Source organism: Nocardiopsis alkaliphila YIM 80379, assembly GCF_000341005.1.
Classification (GTDB): domain Bacteria; phylum Actinomycetota; class Actinomycetes; order Streptosporangiales; family Streptosporangiaceae; genus Nocardiopsis; species Nocardiopsis alkaliphila.
In genome coordinates, this window is record NZ_ANBD01000055.1 from 38,939 (window position 1) to 52,063 (window position 13,125).

Consider the following 13,125-nt stretch of genomic DNA (forward strand, 5'->3'; position numbering starts at 1 on the left):
TGGGGTGCCCGAGAGAAGTGAGGTGGAGGGTATGAGTGGTTCAGGAGTTAAGTCCCCATTATCACTTTGGTTGACAAAGGTGATGCCGGTGATTTTTCATAATATATAGATGGATTCTTGTAACTCCTGAGTTACGAAAGACTGCTTTTCTCATATGTCGTCTGAAATCGCGCATCAAAGTCTTCGATGAGTACTGAACCAGGAGAGGTGACCGGAGATGGCCGACCCTGCCGGCACAGGTGGCTGGAACCGGAAGAGGGTCCTGCTGTTGAGCACCGCGGCCGTACTCGTCCTCGCCGTCATGGCGACGGCCCTCTCGCTGGCAGATCGCTTCACCTGCGGCGGACCCGGTAGCGGGGTTCGTGAGATCCAGGGGCGGTGCATCGGTGTCACCGAAGGCGGTTACGTCTTCCACGAGGCCTTCACCGAGGTTCAAGGACTCATCGAGGAGGAGAACGAGCGCATCGACAGGGAGGACGACGGGTTGCCCATCGTCCGTGTGGCCTTTCTCGGCACCCTGAGCTTCGACGGTGCCGGTCCGATGGACACCGCACGGATGAACAGCTCCCTGGAAGGCGCCTACACCGCACAGATGCGCGCCAACCACACCGGGGCCTTCGGCGACCGGAGCCCCAGGATTCAACTGTTGTTGGCCAACATGGGCGGCCAACAACAGGGTTGGCGGCAGGTCGTCGACGACTTGATCACCATGTCCCAAGACGAGGAACGCCCGCTCGTGGCCGTCACCGGCCTGGGTGTGAGCATCGATTCGACCAGAAAGGTCGCCAAGGCCCTCCACGAACACGAGATCCCCATGATCTCCTCGGCGGTCACCGCGGACGGATTCGCGCACGGCCCGGAGGGTATCGACGACGCCGGGACCGAGGACGAGCCGGCCCTGGCCGGGGTGATCCGGGTGGCCCCCAGCAACAACGAGTACGTCAAGGCACTGAAGACCTATCTCGACGGTCTCGACGAACCCGCCCGCGCCGTCATCGTCCACGACCAGACCGAGCCGGACCTGTTCGTCTCCACCCTGAAACGGGCCTACGACGAGCACCTCCACATGTACACCGAGGGACGCTCCGTCCAGACCTACGCCGGTACCACCATCGTCGATCCTCCGCCGCCCGGTCTGTTCTCCGACGTGGCCGGTAACGTCTGCGCGACCGACGCGGACACGGTCCTCTTCGCCGGCCGCGCCCCGGACCTGGACGTGTTCTTGGAGAGACTGAGCTTCAGCTCCTGCGAGCGCCCCATGCGCATCCTGTTCGTCGCCACCGGGATGAGCATGCTCAACCAGGAGCAGGAGATGAGACTCATCGAGGAGCAGGACATCACCCTGGTGTACGCGTCCGGCGTCGACACCCGCTGGAACACCGCTCCCGCCGGTTCTCCCGACGTCCCGGAGGGCTACCCGGCCTTCAGCGAGGCCTACAAGAAGCATCTCGACGTGAACGGGGAGGAGCCCCAAGGTCTGCGCAACGGCTACGCCCTGGTCAACCACGACGCCGTCGCCGTGGCCGCATCGGCCATCCGGATGACCAACGAACAGGGGCACGAGCACAAGACGCCGACCGCAGCGGCGGTCCAAGCCCGTCTGATGCTGCTCAACACCGCCAAGAGCCAGGTCAGGGTGGGCGGTGGCACGCTCAACTACAGTCCGGAGGGCGCGGGAGAGGCCATCGGCAGGTACGTCCCCATCGTCGAACTCCCCTTGGACGAGAGCGCCGAACCGGAAGCGGATCCGCACGTCATCGAGATCGAGGCCGCGCCCTGAGGGGCCATCGCCCGGCCCGGTCGTGTGACAGGTGCCGTGGCGCACGGTAGAACGGCACGGACGCCCCAAGGGCCGTGTCCATGGACCACGTCCAACGCCGTGATCCGGCGCCGATGAACGAGGAGTACGATCCTTGACCGCCAACCCGTTCCTGTCACCGAGCACCCTGCCCTACGGGTTGCCCGACTTCGCGAAGATCCGTGAGGAGCACTACCGGCCCGCCTTCGACCAAGGGGTGGCCGAACACCTCGCCGAGGTGGAGGCGATCGTCTCCACCTCCGAGGAGCCCACCTTCGAGAACACGATCGCCGCTCTGGAGCGCTCCGGCCGGACCCTGCGTCGGGTGGAGACCGTCCTGCACACCCTGGCCGGCTCGGACGCCACCGAGGCCATCCAGGAACTCGAACAAGAGCTCACTCCCAGATCGACCCGACACTGGGACTCGATCTTCCTGAACCGGGCCCTGTGGGACCGCGTCAAGCGGGTCTGCACCACCGACCCGGAGGAGACACGCCTCTTGGAACGCTACCGGCTCGACTTCGTCAAGGCCGGTGCCGACCTCGACGAGGCCGCCCAGCGGCGTATGCGTGAGCTCAACGCGGAGCTGGCCGAGCTCGGCACGAAGTTCTCGCGCGACCTGGTCCGGGCCTCCACCGAATCCGCCCTGGTCACCGAGGACGTCACCGAACTCGACGGGCTCGATGAAGCGTGGCTCCAGGCGATCGAGGACGACGGAAAGTACGTGCTGCCACTGCTCAACACCACCGTGCAGCCGGCCCTGGCCCAGCTCACCGACCGTTCCACTCGGGAGCGTCTGTACAAGCTGAGCGTGGAGCGCGCCCCAAAGAACCTGGAGATCGCCGTCCGGGTCGCGACGATCCGTGCGGAGCAGGCCTGGTTGCTCGGTTACCCCGACCACGCCGCCTTCAAGGTCGCCGACCAGACCGCCAAGACCGTCGACGCGGTCGAGGAACGGCTGGGACAGCTGGTGGAACCGGCGCGTCGCAACGTCGAACGTGAGGCCGCCGCCCTGGCCGAGCACGCCGGCCACGACATCGAGCCGTGGGACTGGCCGTACTACGCCGAGCAGGTTCGCAAGGCCCGCTACGACTTCGACGAGAACGCCTTGCGCCCCTACTTCGAGCTGGGCCGGGTGATCGAGGACGGTGTCCTGTACGCGGCCACCCGCCTGTACGGTCTGACCTTCACCGAGCGTTCCGACCTGCGCGGTTACCACCCCGACGTGCGAACCTGGGAGGTCTTCGACGACGACGGCACCGCCTTGGGGCTGTTCCTCTTGGACCCCTACGCCCGCCCCACCAAGCAGGGCGGCGCGTGGATGCACAACCTGGTCGACCAGTCCTTCCTCCTGGACGAGAAGCCCGTGGTGGTGAACAACCTCAACGTCACCAAGCCGGCCTCCGGGCCGACCCTGCTCACCTTCGACGAGGTGGAGACGGCCTTCCACGAGTTCGGTCACGCCCTGCACGGGCTGCTATCGGCGGTGCGCTACCCCAGGGTCGAGGGCACCAGCGTGCCGCGCGACTTCGTGGAGTTCCCGTCCCAGGTCAACGAGATGTGGGCGACCTGGCCGGAGATCCTCTCCAACTACGCCAAGCATCACCGGACCGGGGAACCGGTACCGGCCGAGCTGGTCGAACGTCTCACCGCGGCGGAGAAGTTCAATCAGGGGTTCTCGACCTTCGAATACCTGGCCGCCGCCTTGCTGGACTGGTCATGGCACCGGCTGGAACACGGGACGAAGGTGGAGGACCCCTTGGCCTTCGAGAAGCGGGCCCTGGAACGGGTGGGCGCGTCGCACCCGCTGGTCCGACCCCGGTACCGGACCTCGTACTTCATGCACGTGTTCTCCAACGACTACAGCGCCGGCTACTACTCCTACGTGTGGAGCGAGGTCTTGGACGCCGAGAGCGTGGAGTGGTTCAAGGCCAACGGTGGCCTGCTCCGGGAGAACGGTGATCGTTTCCGTCAGAAGGTGCTCTCCGTGGGCGGCAGCGTGGACCCGATGGACGCGGTCCGTGACTTCCTGGGCCGCGAGCCCGGCATGGAGCCGCTGTTGGTCCGCAAGGGCCTGAATTGATCGGAACCCGCCTCGACCATCGGTCGGGGCGGGGCCGCATCTAGCGTTGGTCGGCCCCACGGGCCGCGAAGTTGGGGCCGCTGCGCTCGTGCAGCACGATGCCGACCGAGACCGAGACGTTGAGGGACTCGGTGGAGCTGATCATCGGGATGGAGATCGACGCCGATGACGCCTCCTCGAACATCTGTGAGGGGCCGCCCTTCTCGCTGCCGAACAGTAGGGCCAAGCGCTCCGGGCTGTCGCCGAGGGACTTCAGCGGCACCTCGCCGTCGGCGTCCAGCATCAGCAGCGGGATGCCCTCCTCGCGGACGAAGGAGATGGCCTCCTCGCGGGTCGCCAGTACGACCGGAAGCGAGAAGACGTAACCACGGCTGGACCGCAGCAGACGCCGGTCGGCGACGCTGGTCAGGTCACTGTCGACGAGGATGATGCCGGACGCGCCCAGGGCCAACGCCGAACGGGTGATGGCGCCGATGTTGCCGACGATCTTCACCCCGTCGAGGATGATGACGTCCCCACCACGCCTGGCGAGGTCACTGAACCGTGCCGGCCTGGGCACCCGGGCGATACCGAAGTTCTTGGGCTTGCGCTCGCCCTTGAAGACCTGGTTGACGACCGAGGTGGAGAACAGACGGACCGGGATGTTCCGCTCCCGGCACAGCTCCATGAGCTCCGGAGTGGGCGGCTGGGTCTCGATCCCGTAGACCTCGATGAACTCCACACCGGCCTTCAAGCACTGGACCAGGGGCTCGGGGTCCTCGATCAGCGTGGTCTTGATGTTGGCCCTGGAACTCTTGGTGACATCGAGGATCCTCTGTACCGCGGGATCGGAAGCGCTTTCGATGATTTCCAGGTCGTCCATGGGTCCATTCTCGTGTGCGGAGGTTGCGTTGATGGGATCGGTTCCAAGCGCCGATCGAATTCCCCAGTCTGCCACGCTTCCCCGAGAGACCAACCCCGAGCCCGCCAGGTCCTCAGGCGTGCTCGGGCGGCCGGGGATCGCCCAGCCCCGCACGTTCGCGGACCCGTCGGCCGAGCCCCTCGACGGCGCGGAGCGCGTCCCGTACGTCCCGATGGGATGGGCTGAAGGGCAACCTGTGGATGGTCTCCTCCGGGGCCATGGCGGCCTCCACCACCCGATCCAACACCGCGTCGTCCACCTCGCCCAGACCCGCTTCGGTGAGGGTGGTGGGAAGCCCCACTCGGGCGGTGAACTCGGCGAACTCCTCCACCTCGGCGGTCGCGGCGCCCTCCAGCAACAGCTGGGTGAGGGATCCGATGTTGACCTTCTCGCCGTGCGCCAGGTGGTGGGTCTGGTCGACCGCGGTGAGGCCGTCGTGCACCGCGTGCGCGGCCGCGAGTCCGCCGGACTCGAAGCCCAGGCCGGACAGCAGTGTGGTGGCCTCGACGACCGCTTCGACGTCGGGGGTCACCAGGTCCCGATCCACGGCGTCCAACGCGGGGAGCGCGGACTCCCACAGGATGTCCCAGGACAGCCGGGCCAGGGCGGTTCCGGCCTTGGTGGGGACACCCTCCACCATGTTGGCCGCGTCGGTGCCCCGCAGGGCCCTGGCCTCGATCCACGTGGCCAGGGCGTCCCCGACACCCGCCGCGAGGAACTTCGTGGGGGCCTGGGCCACGAGTCGGGTGTCGACCACCACCAGGGCCGGGTTGCGGTCATAGAACCGGTAGGACTCGAAGGCGCCCTCCTCGGTGTAGACCACGGACAGGGCCGAGGTAGGGGCGTCGGTGGAGGCCACGGTCGCCGCGCTCACCCACGGGACGCCGGCGTTGTCACCGGCACCCTTGGCGGCGTCGATCGCGGCACCACCGCCCAAGCCGATGACGACGTCGTGTCCGCCTTGCTGGATGGTCTTGGCGACCCGCTCCGATTCGGCCCTGGTGGGTACACCGCCGAACCGTTCGAAGGTGCATCGGACGCCCGCCTTCTCGAAGGAGCGCTCCAGGATCTCTTCGGTCAGGCCCCGTACCACGTCATCGGTCAGGATCAGGGGTGAGCTCCCCAGCCTGCCCACCAGTGGTCCCAGTTCCTCCAGCGCGCCCCGTCCTTGGACGTAGCGGCCCGGGGAGGCGAAGACGCGTGACAACGGTGTGTGTTCGGCCATGGTTTCCCCCTTTGAGAACGGCACTCTCTCCCGCCCTGGCCATTGGGGCGGCTTCCCAAACGTGCCGTCGGCGAGGTCGCACCGCTTCTTTGCCTCACTCCTCCAGGGCGTCGAGGAAGGCGGCGGCCCGACGTCGTTTTCGCCGGTCCAAGGGAAGAAGCACCGTGGCCACCAGCGTCGTCCCCAGGGCGAGCAGCAGGAGGACCACGAAGGGCGCTTCCGGGCCGCTCTGGGAGTACCGGTGGATCGCCGTCCCCAACAGGACCAGGGAGAGAACCGAGAAGAGCGCGGTCGTGGTCTTCGGGTGGTAGGGGGTGCCCAACATCATCTCGGCCCGCTTGCGGGCCACTTCGTTGGTGATCGGGTCCGGCCCCGGGCGCCCCGATACCAGGAGCACGTGGGCGTCGACGACGTGTCGGTGTTCAGTACCGATCGGATAGCCGTACAGCGCTGCGGTGTCCTGTAACGCATGGACGAGGAACAGACCCATGAAGAGACCGAAGAAGATGGCCGCGCCGACGGCGGTGAGCACCGCTTCCGGCAAGGAGGCGTCCCATATCGCGTAGCCGGTCGATCCCATGAGGAAACCGAAGAGAATCCCGGAGAACGCCCCCAGGAGGCGTCCGTGTCGCTTCGGGTGCCGGTATGCGTGCGGGGTCATCCGTGCATGGATGCCGAGATAGGGGGGGTGAGGATCGCGCATGAAGGGACTCTAGCCGGGTGCCTCGGAGTGAAGAGCCCGACCACGTAGGGGTCGGGGCGCCCGGAGGACCCTCCGACCTCGGATGGGTGCGGGGGCGTCGGTAGGACTCGGGGTGCGCTGAAGTGCCCGAACGACGAAGGGGCCCCTACCACGTGGGCAGGAACCCCTTCTCACCGGCGGAGGATATGGGATTTGAACCCATGAGGGGATTGCTCCCCAACCGCATTAGCAGTGCGGCGCCCTAGGCCTCTAGGCGAATCCTCCTGGCTGCGACCAGCCTACAGAGCGCGGCAGTCCTGCGCAAAACGAATCCCACCCTCGGGCCTCGGGCCGAACGGATCGACACGAACCGGATCGCTCACCTTCAAGGCCGGAGACGGCGCGGGCAGGGGACGTTCGAGGACGACGCCGGGGTGCCCCCGCGTACGGGTACCAGACGAGGTGTGACCGAGATGACGAGGAGGGGAAGCCTCATGTCGGGTCAGAGGGTGGTGCGTTCGATGATGAGGTCGGCGTCGTGGCGCAGTTTCTCCACGGCTCGAGAGAGGGTGCTCTTGACCGTGCCGATGGTCACGCCCATGCGTTCGGCGATCTGCGCCTCGGTGAGGTCGTCGTAGTAGCGAAGGACCACCGTCGCGCGCTGGCGCCGGGGAAGACGGTCGATGGATCGGCCCACGACGTCGGCCAGGTCACTGCGCCAGGTGGGGTCGTCCACGCGTTGCTCGGGGATCTCGTCCGTCGGATAGACGTCCAGGCGGCTGCGGCGCCATTCGGAGATCTGGGTGTTGACCATGGCCCGGCGGACGTATCCGTCACGGGCTTGGGGGTTGGCGATGCGGCCCCAGGCGAGGAAGGTCTTGACCAGCGCGGCTTGGAGGAGGTCCTCGGCGTCGGCGTGGCTGTTGGTGAGGGAGCGGGCCATGCGCAGCAAGGCGGGGCCGCGCTCGGACACGTAGCGGCTGAACTCTTCGGAGTTGGGGGTCCGGGTCGTTCCCGTCACGTCGACCACCGGCCTTCATGGAACATCCCGACTCCCGTCGTGCGACGTCACTTCGTACACCGCGGCTTCGGTCCGCCTCTTGACCTCAACTGTCACATAGTGAGCGCAAACAACCAGGAATTACGGTGTCACGTGGCGACAAACCGCTCGAACCAACCGGTGTCGGGGTAGAGCGGGCCGCGGGTCACAATGGGCCACGGACGGACGAGTCGGGTGGCAGGGGGCGCGAAGAAGATGCCGGTGATGACGTATGACGGGTGGGATCGACGGCGTTTCACGACCGCACTGCTCGGCCCCGAGGCCGTCCCCGAACCCACCCCCGTCCACCACCGCGTCGCCCGCGGCGTGGTCGTGGACGCCACCTCGTACATGCTCTGTCTGGCCACCCCGCAGGGGGAGGAACGTTTCCTCTACGACCGGAACACCGTCTTCTGGCGGGGTGGCGAGATCCGGCCCACCGAACTGCGCCCGGGGGACGACGCGGTGGTGCGGTGCTCGCATGAGGGGCGTCTGCTCGCCGAACAGGTGTGGGCCCAGACCGCCCGGGTCACCGGGGTGATCGTGGAACGGGAGGGTGAATCGTTGCTGATCGACCCTGGGCACGGCCGGCCCCGCCTGACGGTGGTCCTGCCCTACCGCGCCTCCGGGCGGATCTCGGTCCGCCACCCGCGGCTGGAACCGGGTTATCTCTTCGACGCCGTCGGTGTCCGGCGCGGTGGTGAGGTGTGGGCGTCCCGTCCGGTCACCACCCAACCGCCCCATCCGCTCGACGCGACCCCGCGCCGACCGCCCGTCCACGAGTACTCCACGACCGTCGAGGGCATCGCTACCTGGTACGACCCGGCCTGGGGGCGCTCCGCGCACCTGGATCCACGGGCGCAGACGCCCGGCGCCGCCTACCCGGCGTTGGACCGAGCGGGCCACGAGGGTCGATGCGATCGGCGTACCCCATGCCTGCCCGTGCCGCTGTTGTCGACCGGTGCCACCCTCGGCATACGCAACGACCGCACCCGTGAGACCGCGGTCGTGCCCGTGATCGACTGCGCCGCGGCCGACAGTTGGTTCTGCGACCTGTGTCCGACCTGTGGGCCCGGGGCCGCCGGTCGGATCGCCTCCCTCACCATGATCTCCTTCGTCGCCCTGGGCGGGCGGTTGGAGGCTGGCTGCTTCAACGCGACCATGACCGTGGCGACCCGAGAGGAATGAGTCGTGTCCCCCGAAATCCTCGAAGCCCTACGCGAGGTTCAGCTGCCGCTGTTGGCGGTACTGCTGTTCCTGGGAGCGGCCGCCAAGGTCATGCCGGGCTCGGAGAGCACCGGTCTCGCGGTGTTGGTGTCCCAAGGGTGGCGCCGTCCCGTCACACTCGCCACCTGTGTGCTGGAGGCGGTGGCGGCGGTGGCACTGCTGACGGTCACCGGGCCGCTCGGTGATGTGGCCCGGATACTCACGGCACTGCTCTTTCTCGTGTCCGTCGTCGTGCTGTCGGTGGTCCGGCGACGTGACCCGGAGGCGGGCTGTGGCTGCTTCGGTGGATTGAGTCGCGAACCGATCGGGTGGCGCACCCTCACCCGGGCCTCCCTGCTCGCGGTGGCGGCCGCGGCCACGGTCGGTCTGGCCCCCATCGGTTGGGCTGTGGTGTCCGCACCCACCCCGACTCATGGGGTCGTGCTCGGGGCGGAGCTGCTCCTGTTGGCCTGGCTCAGCCCCGAGCTGCGCGAGATGCTCACACGTGCGAGCAGCACCGAACCGTGCGCCCTACGGGAGGTCTCCCCACGACGGACACTGCGACGGTTGCGCCGTAGTGACGTCTGGCGCGCCAACGCGGGGGTGATGCTCGGTGGGGAACCCGAGGACACCTGGCGTCATGGCTGCTGGCGTTTCCTGCGTTATGACGGCATGCGCCATGGTCGCCATGTCGACGTGGTCTACGCGGTGCGCCTCGACGGGCCGCGCCGGACCGGTGTGCGCTCGGTCCTGGTGGACCGTGAGAGCGGCACGGTGGTCGCCACCTCCGGGGCGGTCGCCACCCTCGATTTCCAGGGGACGTCGTGAGGACCATCCTGAGGGCGACGCTCAGCCGAGCATCTGTCCCTGGCGTTCGATGGCGGCCTCGCTGAAGTCCGTGAGCATCCGCTCGTACACCGCGGGGTCGCCCGCTCCCATGATCGAGGTGGTACCGAGCAACCCACCGTTGCGGTACATCACGGTGTACATGTGGTTCTCGCCGTTGTCGTCGCTGACCCGGATGACGAAGGAACGGGATGCGTCGCCCACGGTGGGAAGGTCCAGTTCATCGACCCCGTACTCGGAGCTGCTGCCGTCCTCGTAGGTGGCGGTGTACTCCGAGCAGCTCTCCGGCGGTTCGGTGGCCAGGGCCTCGGTGGCGGTGTCCTCGTCGAGCCACACCAGGATGTGCGACACGGTGCCGGGTCCCCACTCGTAGGCGGCCACGGACGCGGGGGCCGCACGCACCGTGTCCAGTGCGCTCCAGCTGTTGGCGGCGTCCAGGCACTCGGGCTTGTCCAGTTCGGTGGAAGCTCGGACCTGTTCGGAGTGTTGCACTGTGACAAGTTCGGAGTAGGTACCGCTCTCACTGCTCTCGGCCAGCAGGGTCGCGTCCTTGACACTCAGTGGTTGGGCCTCGTGCAGTTCCACCGCGGCCTCCGTGTCGGGGCCGCCGCTCTGTTCCCGCTCCTGTTCCTGACCGCCGCAGGCGGCCAGGAACAGTGCGACCGACATGGCCACGGTCGCGCGCGTGGATTGACGGAAAGGCATGGTGATATCTCCTGGTTTGTGCAATATTTCCGCTTGGAGCGGTGGTCGCCCCGGACCCCTCATTGCTGAGAGTGTCGCGGGGATAGCACAAAGTATTGAGGAAGGACAATGGTGTCGGAGTCGAAATCGCCATATCTGCGGGCGGTCCTGGAAACCATCCCCGCCTACAAGCCCGGCCGTAAGGTCGTCGGTCCCGATGGGCGCTCCATCAAGCTGTCCTCCAACGAGAGCCCCTACGGTCCGCTCCCGTCCGTGCGTGAGGCCATCGCCCACGCCTCGGCCGACCTGAACCGCTACCCGGATCCGGGGTCCACCGCGCTCGTCGCTCGCCTCGCCGGGCACCTGGGAGTGCCGGAGGAACACGTCGCGCTGGGGGCCGGCTCCGTCGGTCTGCTCCAGCAACTCCTGGAAGCCGTGGGGGAGGCCGGCGTGGAGGTCGTTTACGCCTGGCGCTCCTTCGAGGCCTATCCGCTCCTGGCCGAGCTGTCCGGTGTCACGTCGGTCCGCGTTCCACTCAAGGACGAGACCCACGATCTCGAGGCCCTGCTCGAAGCCATCACCGACAACACCCGCATGGTGTTGGTGTGCAACCCGAACAACCCGACCGGTACCACCGTCCGGGAACGAGAGCTGGTCGACTTCTTGGACCGGGTGCCCGACCACGTACTGGTCATCTTGGACGAGGCCTACCGAGAATACGTTCGCGATCCGAAGGTCCCCGACGGCGTCGCCCTGTACGCGAACCGGCCCAACGTGGCCGTCCTGCGCACCTTCTCCAAGGCCTACGGCCTGGCCGCCGTGCGTCTGGGGTTCCTCGTCGGACACCCACACGTGATCGGTGCGGTCAACAAGACCCTTGTGCCCTTCGCGGTCAACCACCTCGCCCAGGCGGCCGGTATCGCTTCCCTGGATGCGGAGGAGGAGCTCTTGGAGCGGGTGGCCGTCACCGTTCAGGAGCGTGAGCGTGTCCGTGAGGCCCTGCTGGCCTCCGGGTGGAAGGTGCCTCCCACCGAGGCCAACTTCGTGTGGCTGCGTGCGGATGAGGACACCCTGGACTTCGCCGGGGCCTGCGCCGCGGTCGGTGTCTCGGTGCGTCCGTTCGATGGCGAGGGTGCTCGCGTCAGTATCGGTACCCCCCAGGAGAACGACGTGTTCCTGTCGGTGGCCACCACCTACGCCAAGCGTCGCTGACCCTCGGCCCGATGGCCGAGGCGTGTTTCAGGGGGCACATGCGAACGGGGGCGGGCTCCGGATGGAAGCCCGCCCCCGTGGGCGGTACGTGTGAACGCGGGGAACTACTTGCCGGCCGCGTCCTTGTCCAGCTTCTCCACGATCAGTCGGTAGAGCTGGCGAGGGCGGCCGGGTTGCAATGTGCGGTTGGGTGGCAGGGGCCAGGCCAGGCCCTCCTCCACCAGGGTGCGCAGGTCCACCAGGGTGCGCAGGGGCGAGAAGGACTTCCGGCTCTGCCACGACCCGGGACCGCCATCAGCCACTGCCCCACGTCCAACACGTTCCTGGGCAGTGGACTGTTCCCGCTGCACGAGGCCAAGGACCCGTGGCGCCCGGTGCACGTCGGGCTCGGCATCGACGTGGGCGAGGGGACCACGTTCTCGCTGCTGAGCACGATGGGTGAGGCGTACAAGGTGGCCCAGCTGCGCGGCCGCTGCCTGGACCCGAAGGCCATCCCGCTGATGGCCCGGCGCGCCGAGCGGGCGGGTTCGGTTTCGGACGTGCTGTTCGCCCTCTCGATCCTGGGTGCCGAACGGGCGGTGCGCCAGACCTACGTGGCCGGCCGTGCGGTGCTTCCGGAGGTCTCCGGGGAACCGGCGGCAGGGGCGGCGGGGTCCGCGGAACGCTCGGCTGAGCGGGTGTCGACCAGCACCTGAACACCGTCCAGGACCCGCTCCAGGCCGAAGGAGAACTCGTGGTCCGGGTCGTAGACCGCCTGGTGGGCGGCGCCGACGGCGGAGCCCACCCGCGAGGCGACCGGGTACTGGGAGTCGTCGATCAGGGCGGCCAGCAGCGGGTTGTAGGTCCGCCACCACTGCTCGTCGTCCATGCCGGACTCCCGGGCGACCTGCTCCGCGCCCAGGGTCTGCCGGGTGGTGCTCTCCACGTAACCGTTGACCAGGTTGACCGTGGAGTCCATCTCGACCTCGCTCAGACCGAGTCCGTCAATGGCGGAGAGCTCATGGTCGTACTTGGCGATGAGGTTCGGGCCGAGCAGGCGCGTGGTGATGGTCTGGAGCATCCACGGGTGGCGGATGTACAGGTCGCGGTTGGCGTTGGCGATCCGGCGCAGTCGCTCCCGCCAACCGCCGGAACGGTCGCCGGAGTCCAGGTCGGCGTAGGCGGCGTCGACCATCAGGTCGATGAGCTCGCCCTTGCCCGGTACGTAGGTGTACAGCGACATCGTGCCCACGCCCAAGGCCTCGGCGACCCGGCGCATGGACAGCGCGGCGAGCCCTTCGGCGTCGGCGATCTCCGTGGCGGCCACCACGATCCGGTCAACGCTCAGCTCGGGTTTGCCCCGGCGGCGGCTCGCGGGCTCCTGGGTGCGCCACAGCAGGGCCAGGCTGCGCGCGGGATCGCCACTCTTGTTGTGCTGCGGGGGCATCGGTCCGTCCTGGTGGTGGGTCC

12 protein-coding genes, 1 tRNA gene and 1 pseudogene are annotated in these 13,125 nt (G+C 67.7%); 6 read left to right on the forward strand and 8 right to left on the reverse strand.

Features of this window, described 5'->3' with window-relative positions; genetic code table 11:
* Positions 1-217: 217 nt before the first annotated feature.
* Together D472_RS0108920 and D472_RS25125 are read left to right on the forward strand one after the other, a co-directional pair.
* Positions 218-1,780: a type 1 periplasmic-binding domain-containing protein gene (locus tag D472_RS0108920; RefSeq protein ID WP_017604136.1), complete on the forward strand. Its 1,563-nt coding sequence runs from the start codon at positions 218-220 to the stop codon at positions 1,778-1,780.
* A gap of 133 nt (positions 1,781-1,913) precedes the next feature.
* Complete coding sequence (locus D472_RS25125) at positions 1,914-3,881, forward strand: M3 family metallopeptidase (protein WP_017604137.1); 1,968 nt, start codon at positions 1,914-1,916, stop codon at positions 3,879-3,881.
* 40 nt (positions 3,882-3,921) lie between these two features.
* Here D472_RS25125 and nshR read toward each other — a convergent pair whose 3' ends face one another.
* The 5 genes from nshR to D472_RS0108950 all read right to left on the reverse strand — a co-directional run bounded on the left by nshR (position 3,922) and on the right by D472_RS0108950 (position 7,719).
* Positions 3,922-4,743, reverse strand: coding sequence for an NshR/TsnR family 23S rRNA methyltransferase (gene nshR, locus D472_RS0108930; protein ID WP_017604138.1), 822 nt, complete (start codon positions 4,741-4,743; stop codon positions 3,922-3,924).
* Positions 4,744-4,855: 112 nt separating this feature from the next.
* Entirely contained in the window at positions 4,856-6,007 is a 1,152-nt protein-coding gene (locus D472_RS0108935; protein WP_017604139.1) for a glycerol dehydrogenase, read from the reverse strand.
* 94 nt (positions 6,008-6,101) lie between these two features.
* Positions 6,102-6,668 carry a hypothetical protein gene (locus D472_RS0108940; RefSeq protein ID WP_017604140.1) on the reverse strand — a complete coding sequence of 189 codons (567 nt, stop codon included), beginning with the start codon at positions 6,666-6,668 and terminating at the stop codon, positions 6,102-6,104.
* A 219-nt stretch (positions 6,669-6,887) separates the two neighbouring features.
* Positions 6,888-6,974: transfer RNA gene (locus D472_RS0108945), tRNA-Ser, on the reverse strand.
* A 217-nt stretch (positions 6,975-7,191) separates the two neighbouring features.
* Positions 7,192-7,719, reverse strand: a complete 528-nt coding sequence (locus D472_RS0108950; RefSeq protein ID WP_017604141.1) for a SigE family RNA polymerase sigma factor — start codon at positions 7,717-7,719, stop codon at positions 7,192-7,194.
* Between the two features lie 234 nt (positions 7,720-7,953).
* Here D472_RS0108950 and D472_RS0108955 point away from each other — a divergent pair, with 234 nt between their 5' ends.
* Positions 7,954-8,916 (forward strand): hypothetical protein, encoded by a 963-nt coding sequence (locus D472_RS0108955; protein WP_017604142.1) that lies wholly within the window; start codon positions 7,954-7,956, stop codon positions 8,914-8,916.
* A gap of 3 nt (positions 8,917-8,919) precedes the next feature.
* Positions 8,920-9,762 (forward strand): MauE/DoxX family redox-associated membrane protein, encoded by an 843-nt coding sequence (locus tag D472_RS0108960; protein ID WP_017604143.1) that lies wholly within the window; start codon positions 8,920-8,922, stop codon positions 9,760-9,762.
* A gap of 21 nt (positions 9,763-9,783) precedes the next feature.
* Here D472_RS0108960 and D472_RS0108965 read toward each other — a convergent pair whose 3' ends face one another.
* On the reverse strand, positions 9,784-10,485 hold the full coding sequence (locus D472_RS0108965; protein ID WP_017604144.1) for a hypothetical protein: 702 nt from the start codon (positions 10,483-10,485) through the stop codon (positions 9,784-9,786).
* Positions 10,486-10,593: 108 nt separating this feature from the next.
* On the opposite strand from D472_RS0108965, the gene hisC reads away from it, so the two are divergent.
* Entirely contained in the window at positions 10,594-11,676 is a 1,083-nt protein-coding gene (gene hisC, locus D472_RS0108970) for a histidinol-phosphate transaminase (RefSeq protein WP_017604145.1), read from the forward strand.
* A 104-nt stretch (positions 11,677-11,780) separates the two neighbouring features.
* On the opposite strand, the pseudogene D472_RS0108975 reads toward hisC, so the two are convergent.
* Positions 11,781-11,909: pseudogene (locus tag D472_RS0108975) on the reverse strand (transcriptional regulator); the annotation flags it as partial.
* Between the two features lie 141 nt (positions 11,910-12,050).
* Here D472_RS0108975 and D472_RS0108980 point away from each other — a divergent pair.
* Complete coding sequence (locus tag D472_RS0108980) at positions 12,051-12,371, forward strand: hypothetical protein (RefSeq protein WP_026117517.1); 321 nt, start codon at positions 12,051-12,053, stop codon at positions 12,369-12,371.
* On the opposite strand, the gene D472_RS0108985 is transcribed toward D472_RS0108980, so the two are convergent.
* Positions 12,266-13,102 carry a TetR/AcrR family transcriptional regulator gene (locus D472_RS0108985; RefSeq protein ID WP_017604147.1) on the reverse strand — a complete coding sequence of 279 codons (837 nt, stop codon included), beginning with the start codon at positions 13,100-13,102 and terminating at the stop codon, positions 12,266-12,268. The two genes, D472_RS0108980 and D472_RS0108985, sit on opposite strands and share 106 nt — an antisense overlap.
* Positions 13,103-13,125 lie beyond the last annotated feature (23 nt).

Excerpts from the sequence above, each read along its gene's own strand:
- D472_RS0108920 (WP_017604136.1), top strand. The coding sequence starts at position 218 with ATGGCCGACCCTGCCGGCACAGGTGGCTGGAACCGGAAGAGGGTCCTG.
- nshR (WP_017604138.1), bottom strand. The coding sequence starts at position 4,743 with ATGGACGACCTGGAAATCATCGAAAGCGCTTCCGATCCCGCGGTACAG.
- D472_RS0108935 (WP_017604139.1), bottom strand. The coding sequence starts at position 6,007 with ATGGCCGAACACACACCGTTGTCACGCGTCTTCGCCTCCCCGGGCCGC.
- D472_RS0108940 (WP_017604140.1), bottom strand. The coding sequence starts at position 6,668 with ATGACCCCGCACGCATACCGGCACCCGAAGCGACACGGACGCCTCCTG.
- D472_RS0108955 (WP_017604142.1), top strand. The coding sequence starts at position 7,954 with ATGACGTATGACGGGTGGGATCGACGGCGTTTCACGACCGCACTGCTC.
- D472_RS0108965 (WP_017604144.1), bottom strand. The coding sequence starts at position 10,485 with ATGCCTTTCCGTCAATCCACGCGCGCGACCGTGGCCATGTCGGTCGCA.
- hisC (WP_017604145.1), top strand. The coding sequence starts at position 10,594 with ATGGTGTCGGAGTCGAAATCGCCATATCTGCGGGCGGTCCTGGAAACC.
- D472_RS0108985 (WP_017604147.1), bottom strand. The coding sequence starts at position 13,102 with ATGCCCCCGCAGCACAACAAGAGTGGCGATCCCGCGCGCAGCCTGGCC.